At 40.5% G+C, this 16,024-nt stretch carries 13 protein-coding genes and 1 riboswitch; of the genes, 11 read left to right on the plus strand and 2 right to left on the minus strand.

The genetic code is table 11. The annotated features are described in order from the left end of the window. Nucleotides 1–19: 19 nt before the first annotated feature. Entirely contained in the window at nucleotides 20–559 is a 540-nt protein-coding gene (locus AB5213_RS04865; protein WP_008374904.1) for a helix-turn-helix domain-containing protein, read from the minus strand. A gap of 235 nt (nucleotides 560–794) precedes the next feature. Between AB5213_RS04865 and AB5213_RS04870 the strand changes: the two genes are divergently transcribed. The 8 genes from AB5213_RS04870 to AB5213_RS04905 all read left to right on the plus strand — a co-directional run bounded on the left by AB5213_RS04870 (nucleotide 795) and on the right by AB5213_RS04905 (nucleotide 10,829). Beyond that, a complete protein-coding gene (locus AB5213_RS04870) occupies nucleotides 795–1,049 on the plus strand; it encodes a hypothetical protein (protein WP_215633986.1) in 255 nt (84 codons plus the stop codon). A gap of 55 nt (nucleotides 1,050–1,104) precedes the next feature. Then, nucleotides 1,105–1,602, plus strand: coding sequence for a YaiI/YqxD family protein (locus tag AB5213_RS04875; protein ID WP_215633985.1), 498 nt, complete (start codon nucleotides 1,105–1,107; stop codon nucleotides 1,600–1,602). Then, nucleotides 1,599–2,030, plus strand: coding sequence for a flavodoxin family protein (locus AB5213_RS04880; protein ID WP_055246930.1), 432 nt, complete (start codon nucleotides 1,599–1,601; stop codon nucleotides 2,028–2,030). The genes AB5213_RS04875 and AB5213_RS04880 overlap by 4 nt, the downstream gene beginning before the upstream one ends. 579 nt (nucleotides 2,031–2,609) lie before the next feature. Beyond that, a riboswitch (cyclic di-GMP riboswitch) is annotated at nucleotides 2,610–2,685 on the plus strand. An 87-nt stretch (nucleotides 2,686–2,772) separates the two neighbouring features. Then, complete coding sequence (locus tag AB5213_RS04885) at nucleotides 2,773–3,588, plus strand: ABC transporter substrate-binding protein (protein ID WP_215633984.1); 816 nt, start codon at nucleotides 2,773–2,775, stop codon at nucleotides 3,586–3,588. Then, a complete protein-coding gene (locus AB5213_RS04890; protein ID WP_368276389.1) occupies nucleotides 3,572–5,728 on the plus strand; it encodes a response regulator in 2,157 nt (718 codons plus the stop codon). The genes AB5213_RS04885 and AB5213_RS04890 overlap by 17 nt, the downstream gene beginning before the upstream one ends. Before the next feature lie 173 nt (nucleotides 5,729–5,901). Continuing rightward, nucleotides 5,902–6,108: a hypothetical protein gene (locus AB5213_RS04895; RefSeq protein WP_252198731.1), complete on the plus strand. Its 207-nt coding sequence runs from the start codon at nucleotides 5,902–5,904 to the stop codon at nucleotides 6,106–6,108. 104 nt (nucleotides 6,109–6,212) lie between these two features. After that, nucleotides 6,213–7,925 carry an ATP-binding protein gene (locus AB5213_RS04900; protein ID WP_252198730.1) on the plus strand — a complete coding sequence of 571 codons (1,713 nt, stop codon included), beginning with the start codon at nucleotides 6,213–6,215 and terminating at the stop codon, nucleotides 7,923–7,925. Nucleotides 7,926–7,961: 36 nt separating this feature from the next. Next, nucleotides 7,962–10,829 carry a transporter substrate-binding domain-containing protein gene (locus AB5213_RS04905; RefSeq protein ID WP_368276390.1) on the plus strand — a complete coding sequence of 956 codons (2,868 nt, stop codon included), beginning with the start codon at nucleotides 7,962–7,964 and terminating at the stop codon, nucleotides 10,827–10,829. 309 nt (nucleotides 10,830–11,138) lie between these two features. Here AB5213_RS04905 and aroC read toward each other — a convergent pair whose 3' ends face one another. After that, a complete protein-coding gene (gene aroC / locus AB5213_RS04910; protein WP_215633981.1) occupies nucleotides 11,139–12,257 on the minus strand; it encodes a chorismate synthase in 1,119 nt (372 codons plus the stop codon). 305 nt (nucleotides 12,258–12,562) lie between these two features. On the opposite strand from aroC, the gene AB5213_RS04915 reads away from it, so the two are divergent. The 3 genes from AB5213_RS04915 to yajC all read left to right on the plus strand — a co-directional run bounded on the left by AB5213_RS04915 (nucleotide 12,563) and on the right by yajC (nucleotide 15,973). Then, complete coding sequence (locus AB5213_RS04915; RefSeq protein WP_215633980.1) at nucleotides 12,563–14,452, plus strand: peptidoglycan binding domain-containing protein; 1,890 nt, start codon at nucleotides 12,563–12,565, stop codon at nucleotides 14,450–14,452. A gap of 22 nt (nucleotides 14,453–14,474) precedes the next feature. Continuing rightward, the gene (gene tgt / locus AB5213_RS04920) at nucleotides 14,475–15,608 is read left to right on the plus strand and encodes a tRNA guanosine(34) transglycosylase Tgt (protein ID WP_022220357.1); all 1,134 of its coding nucleotides are present in this window, start codon (nucleotides 14,475–14,477) and stop codon (nucleotides 15,606–15,608) included. Nucleotides 15,609–15,694: 86 nt separating this feature from the next. Then, nucleotides 15,695–15,973, plus strand: a complete 279-nt coding sequence (gene yajC / locus AB5213_RS04925; protein WP_008374927.1) for a preprotein translocase subunit YajC — start codon at nucleotides 15,695–15,697, stop codon at nucleotides 15,971–15,973. Nucleotides 15,974–16,024 lie beyond the last annotated feature (51 nt).

Below are 16,024 nucleotides of genomic sequence, written 5' to 3' on the forward strand. Positions count from 1 at the left end.
GTATAATCCTCCTGTGTACTTAAAAACTTGGGGGAGTGCTGACCCAGATCAGGCGTGCCCCGGAAGAAGACGATGCTTCTATATAATGCTTTGCGTGGGGAGTAAAATAAAAGGATTCTCCCTTTTTAGCTTTGTAGACCTTATTGCCTACGTGGATTTTGACGGAACCCTGAAGCACGTATCCGAATTCCTCACCTTCGTGTGGAAGATCCGGGTAGGTTGCACCGCCCGGAGCCAGGGTAAGACGGATCGGTTCCATCATATTGCGCTGGGCATTCGGAATGATCCATTCAATCGTATTCTTCAGATCAGTATCCTTTTTTTCAAAATAATCCTCATCACCGAAGACAACCTGTTCTTCCTCGTCATCGCTGAAAAATTCATTCAGATTGGTGCCGAGACACTGCAGAATATCAACCAGTGTGGCGATAGAAGGAGAAGTAAGATCCCGTTCCAGCTGGGAAATGAATCCCTTCGAAAGCTCACTCCGGTCTGCAAGTTCTTCCTGGGTAAGATTTTTCGCAATACGGAGCTCCCTTACTTTCTGTCCGATGTTCATAAATAGCTCCTTTCTGTAAATTGTTTGTAAAAATAAAAATAAACCTAGAGTTTAGTATTTCTATACACACGACAAGGTTTATTATACTATAGTTTAGAGAAAAAGCAACCGTTTTATAAGGAAAATGGAGGCTTTTTTGAAAAATAAAAAACGGGTAAGAATTGACTAATTTTAGTTAATTACAAAAAAGTTTGATTTGTTTAGTAAAGGCTGTAGCTTTACAGATGATTCTGTTATGACAATAGCAGTTGGAGAAGCTCTTCTTGCAGTCGGAACGGAAGCTATAGTAAAGAAAATAGAAGAAGCGGTAGTAACTAACATGCAGGATTGGGGAAAAAGATATCCATATGCAGGTTATGGTGGAAGATTCAGGTATTGGTTTAGAGAAAGAAATCCTAAGCCATACGGAAGTTATGGGAATGGTTCTGCTATGAGAGTGTCAGCGGCGGGATGTGGTGCTAGAATAGTGTTTGGTGAAAAGGGGGAATAGTGGTATAATTCTATTGTAGTAGATTATAGATTTAAAAAGAAATGGAGAGGCACTAGTGCAGATATTTGTAGATGCAGATGCATGTCCGGTAGTAGGTATTATCGAGACAATAGCAGAGAAATATAATATTCCAACTACATTGCTGTGTGATACGAATCATATTTTGTATTCTGATTATAGCGAAGTGATTGTAGTAGGGGCAGGAGCAGATGCAGTAGATTATAAACTGATTAGTATCTGCCATAAAGGAGATATTGTCGTATCACAGGACTATGGTGTTGTAGCAATGGCACTGGGAAAAGGTGCTTATGCCATTCATCAATCGGGCAAATGGTACACGAATGACAATATTGATCAGATGCTCATGGAACGTCATTTGAATAAAAAAGCCAGAAGAAGTTCCCATAAGAATCATATCAAGGGACCGAAAAAACGAACAGAAGAAGATGATGTAAGGTTTGCACAGTCTTTTGAAAAAATGCTCATGATGGTACAGGAGAAATTTCAAAAGAATACTAAAACAATGGAGACAGGCAGAAAGGAAAACAAATGAGAAAAGCAATCGTATATGCATCTGTACATCATGGAAATACAGAAAAACTAGTAAAGGGCATAGCAGAAGAATGCCAGGTCGATTTGATTGATGCTGTAAAACAGCCAGATGTAGATCTGAGCAGTTATGATATGATTGGATTTGCATCAGGAATCTATTTTTCAAAATTTCATCAGTCGATATTGGGATTTGCAGAGAAGAATCTACCGGACGATAAAAAGGTATTTCTGATCTGTACTTATGGTGGAAGTGCGAATTATAAATCCATAGAGCAGATTTTGGATGAGAAGCGTTCTAAAGTGATAGGAAAATTCGGATGCAAGGGTTATGACACATTTGGTCCATTTAAAATGGTAGGTGGTATTGCAAAAGGACATCCGGATGAGGAAGATATAAAAAATACAGTTGAGTTTGTAAAAGGATTATAAGTAGTCCGCAAATAAAAAGTCAAGGCTTAATGACATTGGGCTAAATGGTTACTTTTTTGTTTGAGTTTCCAAACTTTTATGTGGCAAACGTAGCTGTCTGTGATATTATTAAGATAATATAAGCGAAAAAGACTTTTGCAGAAACGAAAGTATCTTCAAATTTTATTTTACGAATGTACTTCCTATAATAAAACTAATTACTTGTAAAATTGATAACTAATATTTTTCTGCTATTACAAGTACAATAAGAACATGTAATAACAGAAATGAGGTATAGTTACTTGCAGATAGAGAAGTATATCGCAGATAAAATAACATCTTTATGTGAGAAGCGTGATATCAGTAAATACAGATTATCGCAGTTGTCGGGAATTTCCCAGTCGTCACTGAGAGAATCATGACGCAGGAAACAGTAATGTCAATGCTGCGTGGACTTTGGAAGTAGGAGAACAGTTCGAGTATATGTATCGGCTGTTCTTTTTTATTTTTCAGCGTTAAAGCGGTGAGGTTTTTCTTATGCACGATAGATTGTGGGAGTATAATAACATCAATATTTTTGCATAAGTTTAAAAACTATAATAGGATGATCGGCAAACCAGATGAAAATCTGGGACGCAAAGCTACAGGGCCTGTAAAATGGCAGCCAGTTGCATGAAATGAGATGCACTGTCTGTAGGACAGTGTTTTTTTATTTCATAGATATATGAAAAAAACGAAAAGGATAGTTAGGAATAGGCGGAAAATGAAAGGGAAAAGAGTGATTGCAGGCATTCTGCTTGCGGAAATTTTAGCAGTCACCCTGGCAGGGTGTAAAAACATAGATAACACCAGAGAAGAAACAGAAAAGCCGGTCATTACACTCGGCAACGATAACTACCCACCATACAATTATCTGAATGAGGATGGTGTACCTACGGGCATAGATGTAGAACTTGCTACAGAAGCTTTCAAAAGAATGGGATATCAGGTGGATGTTGTCCAGATCAACTGGGAGAAGAAAAAAGAATTGGTAGAAAGCGGAGAGATTGACTGTATCATGGGTTGCTTTTCCATGGAAGGACGCCTTGATGATTACCGCTGGGCAGGACCATACATAGCAAGTCGACAGGTGGTAGCCGTAAACGAGAGCAGCGATATCTATAAGTTGAGTGATCTGGAGGGAAAGAATCTGGCTGTCCAGTCCACAACCAAACCGGAAGGTATCTTTCTGGACAGGATGGATGAGAGAATCCCAAAACTGGGCAATCTGATCAGTCTTGGACACCGGGAACTGATCTATACGTTTCTGGGGAAAAGGTATGTGGATGCAGTTGCCGCACATGAGGAATCTGTTGTCCAGTATATGAAGGATTATGATACAAGCTTCCGTATCCTGGAAGAGCCTCTGATGATCACCGGAATAGGTGTTGCTTTTGCAAAAGATGATGACAGAGGAATCTGTGAGCAGATGGAACAGACATTGGAAGAAATGCGCCAGGATGGCACATCCCTGAAAATCATTGAAAAATATCTGGATGATCCCCAGAAGTATCTGGAGGTGGATGATCTTGGATATTAAGAAAAAAGAAAAACGAATCCAGCTGCTCGGCGGTCTGCTTGGAATCTGTGTGGCGGTAGTTTCCCTGTTTTATTTCTTCCACTCAGAAAAAGCGGAAGCAGAGAAAAGAATGGTGGAGATTGTAAATTATGTGAAAGTGCAGTGTTCCACCTACACCCATTATAATGAATCATCGGAATCCAAAAGTCTCCTCCGTGCGATTGAAAGTGCCAGACAGATGAGTACAAATATTAAAACGGAAACAGAAAACGGCGGGCAGCTAAGCCGGGATTTTCTGAAGGGAAATCTGCAGACTCTCTGGGTGGATGGTATCCTTGTATTGGATGCAGATGGAAAGACGGACTGTGAATACAGCACAGATGAGTCTCTGACTAATGAGATTACGGAGTATCTGCAAAAAGACATCATCATGGATTTTGCCGGATATGAAGAAAGAAGCTATTCGGAACGGTTTACCAGGGAAGATGGGGCACATATCGATATTGCAGCCTGTGCCAGAAAAGATGCACCGGGCATCGTCGCAATCTACTATTACACTTCTCCTGAATTTGCCAGAAACTATACACTGACGATACAGAGGCTTTTAAACGGTTATAGTACTCAGAAAGATGGAAAGATTCTTGTTACAGACAATGGGACAGTTGTTGCCTGCAATGATGAGAGCCTGTTGGGGCAGAATACAGCCGACAACGAAGTGGTTCGGGCAATGAAAAAGCATACAGACAGTCAACATATCTATCATTTTAAGAAAGAAGGAATCGGATGTTACGGAATCATGCTGAAGCAGCGTGATTATTATATCTATGCATATCTTCTGGATACGGAAGTATTCCACAACCTTCCATTAAATGTGATGAGTGTTATTTTTCTTTATTTTTTGATGTTCGGTTTATTCTGGTTCTGGACATATAAAACCAATCTGACACATCAGAAACTGGAACAGGAAAAAGATGAAAAATATAAAGCAGAACTTCTGATAGCAGCTAAAAAGGCAGAAGCCGCCAATGAGGCAAAAACAGAGTTTCTTCAGCGAATGAGCCATGATATCCGGACTCCGATTAATGGAATTTGCGGCGTGCTCAATGTGGCAGATCATTATGCAGACGATATGAAAAAACAGACGGAATGCAGGGCAAAAGTCAAAGAGGCCTCTCATCTGCTTCTGGAACTGGTAAACGATGTCCTGGATATGAGTAAGCTGGAGTCAGATGAAGTGATTCTGGAAGAAATACCATTCAATCTGAGCGGTATTTTCAGGGAAGTATTTGTTGTGATTGAACAGATTGCAGCAGAACAGAATATTCGGATTGCGTGGGAGAAAAAAGAAATCATACACCGGAATCTTATCGGAAGTCCGGGGTATGTGAAACGTGTGATGATGAATATTCTGTCGAATGCGGTGAAATATAACAGAGAAAACGGACATATTTATATCAGCTGCGTAGAAATTCCATCCGAACAGCCAGAAACGGCGATAATGAAATTTGTCTGCCGGGATACCGGAATCGGAATGGCAGAAGAGTTCCAAAAACATATTTTTGAACCATTTGCACAGGAACATGCAGGAAGCCGCACAAAATTTGCCGGAACAGGTCTGGGAATGCCAATTACCAAAAAACTGGTTGAAAAAATGGGTGGAACCATTATGTTTAAAAGTAAAGAAGGTGTTGGGACAACATTTGTGATCCGGGTTCCATTCAGAATAGATCTGGCTACGGATAAACGGAAAGAACAGAAGGATGCATCAGAAAAAACGATAAAGGGGCTGCACATTCTTCTGGCGGAAGATAATGAGCTGAACATGGAAATTGCAGAATTTATGTTTCAGAATGAAGGCGCTGAAGTGACCAAAGCATGGAATGGACTGGAGGCTGTTGAAATATTTGAAAAAAGCAGACCTGGTGAATTTGATGTGATTCTGATGGATATCATGATGCCAGTCATGAATGGTTATAATGCCACAAAGAGGATCCGTTCTATGGACAGAGAGGATGCCAAGGAAATACCGATCATTGCAATGACAGCAAATGCATTCACAGAGGACAGAATAAGAGCAAAAGAAGCAGGGATGGATGAGCATATTTCCAAGCCTGTTGATGGAAATTTACTGGAAAAGGTAATTCATGAATTGTTGAACTAGCGGAAAAAGAAGATGCAGAAACAATCACGGTGTACTTATTTTGATGACTGCTATCGGTCAGAGCCAGTCCGAGTCAGAGGATTCAATTATTATGGTCGCCTTTAAAGAAGGATGGATACATCGGGATCATTGGATATTTTGACAATTAAGTTTTTTTAAAGAGAGGGTAGCGTATGGATGATTTTAAAAAACTCACAGAACAACTTTTGAAAATATATATTAATGCCGGATCAGTAAATAATCTTGGTATAGAAAATTATTTTGATGAAAATATCAGTCTGATTGGAACTGGGAAACATGAGTTATTCACGAATCTGCATGAGTTTTTAGAATCATTCAAATTTGATGTAAAACGAAGAGGAAAATCAGACTCGAAGTAAGAAATTTACATCAGGAAGAAGAAAGACTTGATGATGACCATGTTCTTGCACATGGAACAGTAGATTTTACTGGTCTGTTTAAAGATGGTTCAATCTGTTTTAAAATGGAGACAAGATTTACGATTATCTATAAGTGGACGAATGGAAAATGGATGGTTCAGCATCTGCATCATTCAACACCGGATCTGGAACAGATGGACGGTGAAGAGTTCCCTCTCGCATTGGGGGAGCAGGTCAAAAAAACCCGGCAGGCCCTTCATGCATTAGGTACTGCTTATTATCATATCTCAAGGCTGAACTTAAAAACAAAGAAGATAGAACTTGTTAAAAGATCTCGAGAAATGGATATGGGTATTAAAGAGAATACTTCAGATTGGGATCCTCAGTTCAAGATTATCGAAGATATTATAGCAGAACCATTTGTGCAGAAGTATATGGAATTTTTTGACATACAAACCATGGCGGCACGTCTTCATAATAAAGAATCTATGTCTTCCGAATTCAAAAAGAAGGATGGATCATGGTTTCTTTCCATGGTTGTTCCTCAGAGTTATGATAAAAATGGAAATGTGACATCCGTGTTGTTTGCAAATAGAGATGTGACAGATGAAAAATTGAGGGAATTAAAACAAGAGGAAGAATTGCGGGAAGCTAAATTAAAAGCGGAATGTGCAAACAAAGCAAAATCATCATTTCTGTTAAATATGTCTCATGATATCAGAACTCCTATGAATGCAATCATTGGTTATGCAGAACTGGCATCCAGACATTTGCAGGAAACAGATAAGCTTGGCAGATATCTTGAAGAAATCCAAATATGCGGAAAAGAACTTTTGTCGATGCTTGGTAATGTTTTAGATCTTGCAAGAATTGAGAATAATAAGGTTGAGATGGAATACACTGTTTCAAATGTCCATGAGTGCTTTGAAAATTGTGTCATTATGTTCCAACAACAGGCAGAAAGTAAAAATCAGACGATCTCTTTGACAGAACAAATCATGTATCCATATGTGTATATGGATGAACCTCACCTGTCAGAAGTCTGTCTTAATATAATAAGCAATGCAATAAAGTATACAAATACAGGAGGTTGGATATCCTGTAATGTTGTACAGAAATCCTGTGAAAAAGAAGACTGGTGCAATATGATCATTAGTATTACCGATAATGGAATTGGTATGTCTGAAGAATTCCAAAAGCGTGTTTTTGAAACTTTTGAAAGAGAACGTAACACTACATCCAGTCATATTGAGGGCAGCGGCATCGGAATGGGCATTACAAAAAAGCTTGTAGAGCTCATGGATGGCACAATAGAAGTGAAAAGTGAGCAGGGTAAAGGTTCCACATTTACAGTAACTATTCCTTGCAGAAAAGCGTCAGAAGACGATTCTCTGGTGAAGAAAAACAGTAATTTGAGCAATAAGAATTGTTTGAACGGTGTTCGGATCTTACTGGTCGAAGATAATGAGATCAACACTGAAATCGCAACGGAATTATTGAAGGAAGAAGGATGTATTGTTGAGACTGCCAATGATGGTGTTGCATGTATTGACATGATTGAAAAGGCTGATGCTGATTATTACAAGATGATCCTTATGGATATCCAGATGCCGGTTATGAATGGATATGATGCTACATTAGCTATCCGAAAGATGAAGGATACGAAAAAAGCCAGGATCCCTATTATTGCGATGACTGCCAATGCTTTCGCAGAAGATGCACAAAAGGGTCTTTCTGTTGGAATGAATGCTCATGTTGCAAAGCCTGTTGATATGAATATTCTTGTCCCAACCATGCTGAAATTTTTGGGTTTGTGACGTGTAATAATCTGGTGATTTAAGGAGAAAAGAACAATGTACAAAAGTAGAAAAAAATCAGACGTACTATTTGCAGGTATATTTGTGATTTTAGGAATGTGGATGATATTATCAGTACACTGCCGGGCCGCTGAAAAGAATAATGATGAAAAACAGTCACAGATCGTCCGTATCGGATCCTTTGAAGATACCTTTGATTATATCGATAAAAACGGTGTCAGACGAGGATATGGGTATGAACTCCTGCAGGCTCTGGCAGGCTATACCGGATGGAAATTTGAGTACGTGAAATGTGACTGGTCCAACTGCTTTGATAAGCTTGAAAATGGTGAGATTGATATCATGGGCGATATCTCTTATACCGATGAACGTGAACAAAGGATGCTTTTTTCAGATGAAGCGATGGGTGAAGAAAAATATATTCTTTATGCTGATTTGTCAAACATGGATCTGGGAATGTCCGATTTCAAATCTATGGACGGGAAACGAGTAGGTGTGCTCATGGATACAGAACCGGAAATTATGCTGACAGAATGGGAAAATAAGAATAGCATACATACAGAGCATGTAAATGTGAATAATAACGATGATGTCGAAAAGAAATTAGCGAATCATGAGATTGATGCTTTTGTATCTTTGGAGGAATCCGTCTGGTCTGAACAGGGAATATCATCTGTTACCACGATTGGCAAATCAGGCATATATTTTGCAATAAATAAAGAGCGCAGCGATATCAAGACGGAGCTGGACTGGGCAATGCGCAAGCTAGATCAAGATAGTCCATTTTTTAAGGCAGATTTGTATAAGAAGTATTTTACGCTTGAATATAGTCAGATTCTTACAGGTGAAGAAAAGTCCTGGGTGGAAGAACATGGTAACATCCGGATCGGATTTCAGAGCAATGATCCGGCGGTATTTTCCATGGACGAAGAAACTGGAAAACTTACCGGAATGCTGGCAGAATATGTATCCTATGCCAAAGACTGTCTGGGGAATCAGAAACTGGAATTTAATATACAGGAATACAATGATTATGACGAAATGATACAGGCTTTACAAGAGCGTGAGATTGACATGATTTTTTATACCGGCAGAAATCCCTGTTTTGCAGAAGAAAAAGGATATGCACTTACAAACACAGCCTGGACTTACAGCCTGATGGCGGTAACTGATGAAGAAAATTTTGATGAGCATAATGTGTATAAAGTAGCTGTGCAAAAGGAAAAAGAAGCCTTAAAACAGCATATTGCTTTCTGTTATCCACAATGGGAGCTGGTAAATTGTGATTCGCTTGATGATGCAGCAGATATGGTTTTGAATGAAAAGGCAGACTGTTTCCTCATGGGAGCAAGCCAGGCGATGATATATGATAACAGTAGAAATTTCAAGAGTGTTCCACTTACAAAAACAATGGAGGCATGCTTTGCGGTAAGAGGTGGAGCGGGTAGCCTTTTATCAATACTGAATAAAACCTTAAAGGCCATGCCGTCTGATATGCTTACAAGTGCACTTGCTATCTATGACAGTACGGCAGATAAGGTAACATTTTCTGACTTTGTAAAAGATAATCTGATTGCTTTTTTTATTACGGCAATATTTTTTGCATCCAGTATAATTAGTATTATCCTCGTACTTTTACGAAAGGCAAGAAAAGCAGAAACTGTTGCAAAGCTTGCAGCAAATAATACACAAAAACTCAATGATAAATTGGAGATTGCTTTGAAAAAAGCAGAGGATGCCAGTCTCGCAAAGACTCGTTTTCTTAACAATATGTCACATGACATCCGGACGCCTATGAATGTAATTCTGGGCTATGCACAGCTTATGGAGGATGAACTGAAAGGAAAAGACATGCCTGAAACCTTAGAACATTTGGAAAAAATGCAGCAGTCGGGGAATCTTCTCCTGTCAATTATAAATAATGTACTGGATATGGCCCGGATCGAGAGTGGAAGGATGGAACTTGATGAGAATTACTGCCGGATTGAAGATGTCAGGAAGTCTTTGTTTGCAGTATTTGATGAGAAAGCAAGGAAAAAGAATATTGCGCTTCATTGCACGATGAATGTAGAACATGAGCATGTACTGACAGATGTTACCAAGGTGAAAGAAATATTTGTCAACATCCTGAGCAATGCTATAAAATATACTCCGTCCGGTGGTTCTGTTATGATGAGCGTAGATGAATTGCCATGCGACGAGCCAGGGTACACGATCGTGAGGAACAGAGTGAGTGATACAGGAATTGGCATGAGTCAGGATTATATGACGAAGATTTTCGACGCATTTACACGTGAACAGAACACTACAAAGAGCAAAATCGCAGGAACTGGACTGGGAATGTCGATAGTCCGGAAATATGTTGATCTGCTTGGTGGAACAATAGATGTAGAGAGTGAACTCGGAAAGGGCAGCACCATTACAGTTACACTTAAACATAAGATAGCCGATGAAAGCTATTATGTAAAAAAGCATATTGAAGAGTCTGGAACAGGCAGCGAAATCCTTGAAGGCAGGAATATCCTTCTGGCAGAGGATAATGATCTGAATGCAGAGATTACAGAAGCAATCCTTGAGCGTGCCGGCATTAAAACAGAACGTGTGGAGGATGGCATTCAATGTGTAAATATGATAGAAAAGATGCCGGCAGGTACATATGATATGATCCTGATGGATATTCAGATGCCGAAAATGAACGGTTATAAAGCAACACAGGCAATCAGACGCCTGCCGGATAAGGATAAAGCATGCATACCTATCATTGCAATGACAGCAAATGCATTTGAAGAAGATAAGAGAGATGCTCTTGCAGTTGGTATGAATGGTCATATCGCAAAACCCATTGAGCTTGATAAACTGCTGTCGATGTTAGCGGAAGTAATAAGGCAACAAGAAAATTGCTGATTTCATGTTATACTGAATGGAGTGTCATTTTGGAAAATATGCAAAAGCAGGGAGAGATGCATTGTGATACAGAAATCGTAATTCTGATAGGAATATCAGAATATATTTTCAAGATGTTATTGGAGAATGGAATCGGTTATAAAAAGCCACCTGACTGATGAGGTGGCTTTTTGTGTGTCAGAAATTATTTCAAAGTCCAGACAGTTATTATAAAAAATGAGGAGGAACTCTATGGAACAGAAGTCTGACGGTACAATAGCAGATAAAACATACAAAATATACATGAAGTTTTATCTTGGAAATCAGATATCAAAATAAGGCTACCACATCAGTGCCGTAGAAGCTTTTGAGTTTGTCCATTCGGGCACTCATGTTGGTGAAGAGCAGATCGAGGATCGTGATTGCAGCCATGGATTCTACGACTACGACGGCGCGTGGGACGATGACCGGGTCGTGACGTCCTTTAATGATCATTTCGGTGTTTTCTCCATCTTTGGTGACGGTGGACTGTGGCTGTGAAATAGACGGAGTCGGCTTTACTGCCGCGCGGAAGATGATCTTGCTTCCGTCACTCATACCGCCGAGGACACCGCCTGCATGGTTGGTGTCTTTGGTGATCCTTCCATCTTTTGTATGGAAGGAATCATTGTTGATACTTCCTTTTGTATCTGCAGCTTTAAAGCCGTCACCGATCTCAAAGCCTTTGACTGCTCCGATGGACAGCATTGCTTTGGCAAGATTGGCGTCCAGTTTTTCAAATACGGTATCACCGATTCCTATCGGCATACCGGTAACAACACATTCAATGATGCCTCCTGAGGAATCCTGATTTTTAATACATTCTTCCAGATAGGCAGATGCTTTTTGGGCATATGCGTTGCTTGGCATATAAATCGGGTTCTGGAAAATCTCTTCCGGATGGTATTCATTTTCCGGAACAGATACCGGACCGATTGCTTTCGTATAAGCATGTACTTCAATGCCAAGTTCTTTCAAAATCTTAGCAGCAACTGCACCTGCAGCAACTCTGGCAGTAGTTTCTCTTCCGGAAGAGCGTCCCCCTCCTCTGTAATCACGGAAACCATACTTTTCATCAAATGTATAATCTGCGTGTCCCGGTCTGTATGTGTTCATAATATTTCCGTAATCACGGGAACGCTGATCCTGATTTTGTACGAGAATTGAAATCGGAGTTCCGGTCGTCCGGCCTTCAAATACGCCGGACCAGATCTGTGCCATATCACTTTCCTTACGTCCGGTTGTAAACTGGCTTTGTCCGGGTTTTCTTCTATCCAGATAAACCTGGATATCCTCCTCTGAAAGAGAAAGCCCTGCCGGACACCCGTCGATCACAACACCGATCCCCTTTCCGTGCGATTCCCCCCATGTAGAAATCTGAAACAATCTTCCATAAATAGATCCTGCCATACTATATACCATCCTTTCTGTAAGCTTTTATTTATAAAGAATTAATTTGTGAATCAGTCAAAATGAAAAAACGAACAATAAAGCAGAAGAACACTTGCGCGATGGGATTTGAAACATTTCGTTTATTCTATTTGTCATCACAACGCAAATCATTCATTCCCCCAAATCACCTCATTATTATAATAGAAGATTCTCATCCCAACAAGTGATAAAAATATGAAAGTTAAAGTTATGTATTGTATTTACACGCCCCTTCGTATTATAATGACTACATATTGAGTGAAAAAAGGAAGTCAATAGTATAAATGAGTGAAAAAAGTATGAATGAAAAAAACGAAAGAAATCTTGACAGCACAGTAGATGAAATCATGGAAGAGATCAGAGAGCAGACTGTAAGTGAGGTGAAGGACATCAATGAAAAAGAACAGAAAAGCGAAGAAAGACCGCGGAAAAAGAAAGTCACTAAAACAAAACGTCCTTCAGACCATCACGTATCTGGCGATGGTGTGGATCATAAAGCAGCCTCAGACAAAGATCGACCGGTTAAGAAAAAGGCTCCGCGCCGGAAAAAGAAAGTAGTTCGTGAAGAGACCGGGCTTCTGGATCTGGATGGAGCAGAAGAATGGCGGGATGAAGAAGAGACAGCAGTACCACCGGTTATTAAAAGTGCAGATATTTTAAGCAGTGGAGATGCAGAAGCATTCAATCCGGATGAGGAAGAAATTTTTGATGATTCTTTCTTTGATGAAGAAGAGGAAAAGCCGCGTAGAAGAACTAAACGGAAGAAAAAGCAAGGCTCTGAAAAGTCCGGTAAAGTGGTTAAAATTGTAGTTGGCGCTGTGGTTGGAGTGGCAGCGGTTGTTTACCTTGGATTTTCCGTATATTTCATGAATCATTTTTATTTTAATACGAAGATCAACGGTGTGAACTTCTCCGGAAAATCAGTTTCGGCAGTAGAGTCATACATGAAGAGTCAGGTAGATGGATATGTTCTCACGATGAAGGAATCAGACGGAACAGAAGAGAAGATTGCCGGAACAGATATTTCTCTTGCGTACAAAGCAGGAGATGAACTGCAGAAGCTTGTAAAAGAGCAGAATGCATTTCTGTGGCCGGTCTGCCTTGGAAAGACACAGACAATTACGGCATCAGTCGGTGTTACATATGACGAAAACCAGCTGGATACCCTGATTAACGGTCTCGAGTGTATGCAGGCAGATAAGCAGGTTGAACCGGTAAATGCACATCCGGAGTATGACGGCAATTCGTATGTAGTCAAAGCCGGGGAGACCGGAAGTAAGATTGATACCGAGAATTTCAAAAAGGTAGTGAAAGAATCAATCGAAGGTTTCAAAAGCGAGATTGACATGACCGCTGAAGATTGCTATGTAGAACCAAAATACACAATCGAGTCAGAAGAAGTGAAGAAAGCATGTGACGATATGAATAAGTATCTGAAGGCAAGTGTCACTTATACTTTTGGTTCGAATACAGAAGTTGTAGATAAAGATCTGATTTCCCAGTGGGTAACGGTAGATGATAACATGGCAGTTACCTTTAACAGTGATGCAGTTGTAAAATATGTACAGCAGCTGGAGAGTAAGTATGACACTTACCAGACAAAGAGAACATTTACAACCGGAGGCGGCAACAGTGCAACGGTTGAAGGTGGAGACTATGGATGGATCATTGATGAAGCTGCCGAGATTGCAGCCCTTGAAGCGAATATCCGCAATGGAGAAACTGTAACGAGAGAGGCGAATTATTCACAGACTGCAGCAAGTCATGACGGAGCAGACTGGGGGAATACTTATGTTGAAGTCGATCTGACAAACCAGTATATGTATCTTTTTGTAAATGGTGCAATTGTGACACAGGGACCGATCGTTACCGGTAAGCCAAGCAGAGGAGATGCTACACCGCAGGGAGTATATATTCTGAAATACAAAGAAAAAGATACAACCCTTCGTGGACCAAAGAAGGAAGATGGAAGTTACGAATGGGAATCACCGGTTACTTACTGGATGCCGTTTAACGGTGGAATCGGACTGCATGATGCACCGTGGCAGACGAACTTTGGCGGGGACTGGTATCTGGAACATGGGTCACGCGGATGTGTCAACCTACAGTATGATGTTGCAGAGACGGTGTTCAACAATGTAGATTCCGGAACACCGGTTGTATGTCATTACTAAATTTGAGAGAGAGGTCAATTTTATGTATGAACTGATAAAAAGGGACGGTCGCGCCAAGCGCGGCCGCTTCCATACCGTACACGGAGTGATCGAGACTCCTGTATTTATGAATGTAGGAACAATTGCAGCGATCAAAGGGGCTGTTTCTACCGCAGATCTTGAAGAAATCGGAACACAGGTGGAATTGTCTAATACTTATCATTTGCATGTGCGTCCGGGGGATCAGGTAGTGAAAAAGCTTGGCGGGCTGCACAAATTTATGGCCTGGGACAAGCCGATCCTTACTGATTCCGGCGGATTCCAGGTGTTTTCTCTTGCCGGACTCAGAAAGATTAAGGAAGAGGGTGTATACTTCAATTCCCATATTGACGGAAGAAAGATTTTTATGGGACCGGAAGAAAGTATGCAGATTCAGTCGAATCTGGCGTCTACGATCGCAATGGCATTTGATGAATGTCCGTCCAGCGTAGCGGAAAGGAAATATATGCAGGCATCGGTAGAGCGTACAACGAGATGGCTCGCAAGATGTAAAGAAGAGATGGCAAGACTCAATTCTCTTGATGATACGATCAACAAACATCAGATGCTTTTCGGGATCAATCAGGGTGGTGTCTATGAAGATATCCGTATTGAGCATGCACAGCAGATCGCAGAGATGGATTTGGATGGATACGCAGTCGGCGGACTCGCAGTTGGTGAGACACATGAAGAGATGTACCGGATCCTGGATGCAGTAGTTCCGTGTCTTCCGGTTGCCAGACCGACCTATCTGATGGGAGTCGGAACGCCGGCAAACATTCTGGAAGCGGTAGACAGAGGTGTGGATTTCTTTGACTGCGTATATCCAAGCCGTAACGGAAGACATGGACATGTTTATACAAAACATGGTAAGCTGAATCTGTTCAATGCAAAATTTGAACTGGATGAACGCCCGATCGAAGAAGGCTGTCAGTGCCCGGCCTGCCGCCGTTATTCAAGAGCTTATATCCGTCATCTGCTGAAAGCAAAAGAGATGCTTGGAATGCGGCTTTGCGTTCTCCACAATTTATATTATTATAATCATCTTATGGAAGACATCAGAGAGGCGATCGAAGAGGGAAGATATGCCAGGTTTAAGAAAGAGACACTGGCAAAAATGGAAGAAAAAGAAGATTAGGATAAAAAAATTCTAAAATGTCTTGATGAATGTCCTATTATTGTGTATGATGGTAACAGTGTCTATTTTAGCAGGAGGAAAGAAGAATGAATAATCCAATCGTACTTATTTTATTTTACGTTGTAATTATCGGAGGATTCTGGTGGTTACTGATGAGACCACAGAAAAAGGAACAGAAGAGAGTACAGCTGATGTTATCTGAACTGGCTGTAGGAGATACTGTTCTTACAACAAGCGGTTTTTACGGAGTTGTTATTGATATTACAGATGAAGACGTAATCGTTGAATTCGGAAGCAACAAGAACTGCCGTATCCCGATGCAGAAATCTGCGATCATGCAGGTTGAAAAGCCGGAGAACAACTAAATCCAATTTTTTGAAAAAGTTGAAAAAAAGCATTGCATTTTATATGCAATG

The sequence above is a fragment of the Coprococcus sp. RTP21204st1_G4_RTP21204_210225 genome (genome assembly GCF_040915385.1).
Classification (GTDB): Bacteria; Bacillota; Clostridia; order Lachnospirales; family Lachnospiraceae; genus Allocoprococcus; species Allocoprococcus comes.

Coding starts and splice junctions, on each gene's coding strand:
- AB5213_RS04865 (WP_008374904.1), bottom strand. CDS start 559: ATGAACATCGGACAGAAAGTAAGGGAGCTCCGTATTGCGAAAAATCTT.
- AB5213_RS04870 (WP_215633986.1), top strand. CDS start 795: ATGACAATAGCAGTTGGAGAAGCTCTTCTTGCAGTCGGAACGGAAGCT.
- AB5213_RS04880 (WP_055246930.1), top strand. CDS start 1,599: ATGAGAAAAGCAATCGTATATGCATCTGTACATCATGGAAATACAGAA.
- AB5213_RS04885 (WP_215633984.1), top strand. CDS start 2,773: ATGAAAGGGAAAAGAGTGATTGCAGGCATTCTGCTTGCGGAAATTTTA.
- AB5213_RS04890 (WP_368276389.1), top strand. CDS start 3,572: ATGATCTTGGATATTAAGAAAAAAGAAAAACGAATCCAGCTGCTCGGC.
- AB5213_RS04895 (WP_252198731.1), top strand. CDS start 5,902: ATGGATGATTTTAAAAAACTCACAGAACAACTTTTGAAAATATATATT.
- AB5213_RS04900 (WP_252198730.1), top strand. CDS start 6,213: ATGGAGACAAGATTTACGATTATCTATAAGTGGACGAATGGAAAATGG.
- AB5213_RS04905 (WP_368276390.1), top strand. CDS start 7,962: ATGTACAAAAGTAGAAAAAAATCAGACGTACTATTTGCAGGTATATTT.
- aroC (WP_215633981.1), bottom strand. CDS start 12,257: ATGGCAGGATCTATTTATGGAAGATTGTTTCAGATTTCTACATGGGGG.
- AB5213_RS04915 (WP_215633980.1), top strand. CDS start 12,563: ATGAGTGAAAAAAGTATGAATGAAAAAAACGAAAGAAATCTTGACAGC.
- tgt (WP_022220357.1), top strand. CDS start 14,475: ATGTATGAACTGATAAAAAGGGACGGTCGCGCCAAGCGCGGCCGCTTC.
- yajC (WP_008374927.1), top strand. CDS start 15,695: ATGAATAATCCAATCGTACTTATTTTATTTTACGTTGTAATTATCGGA.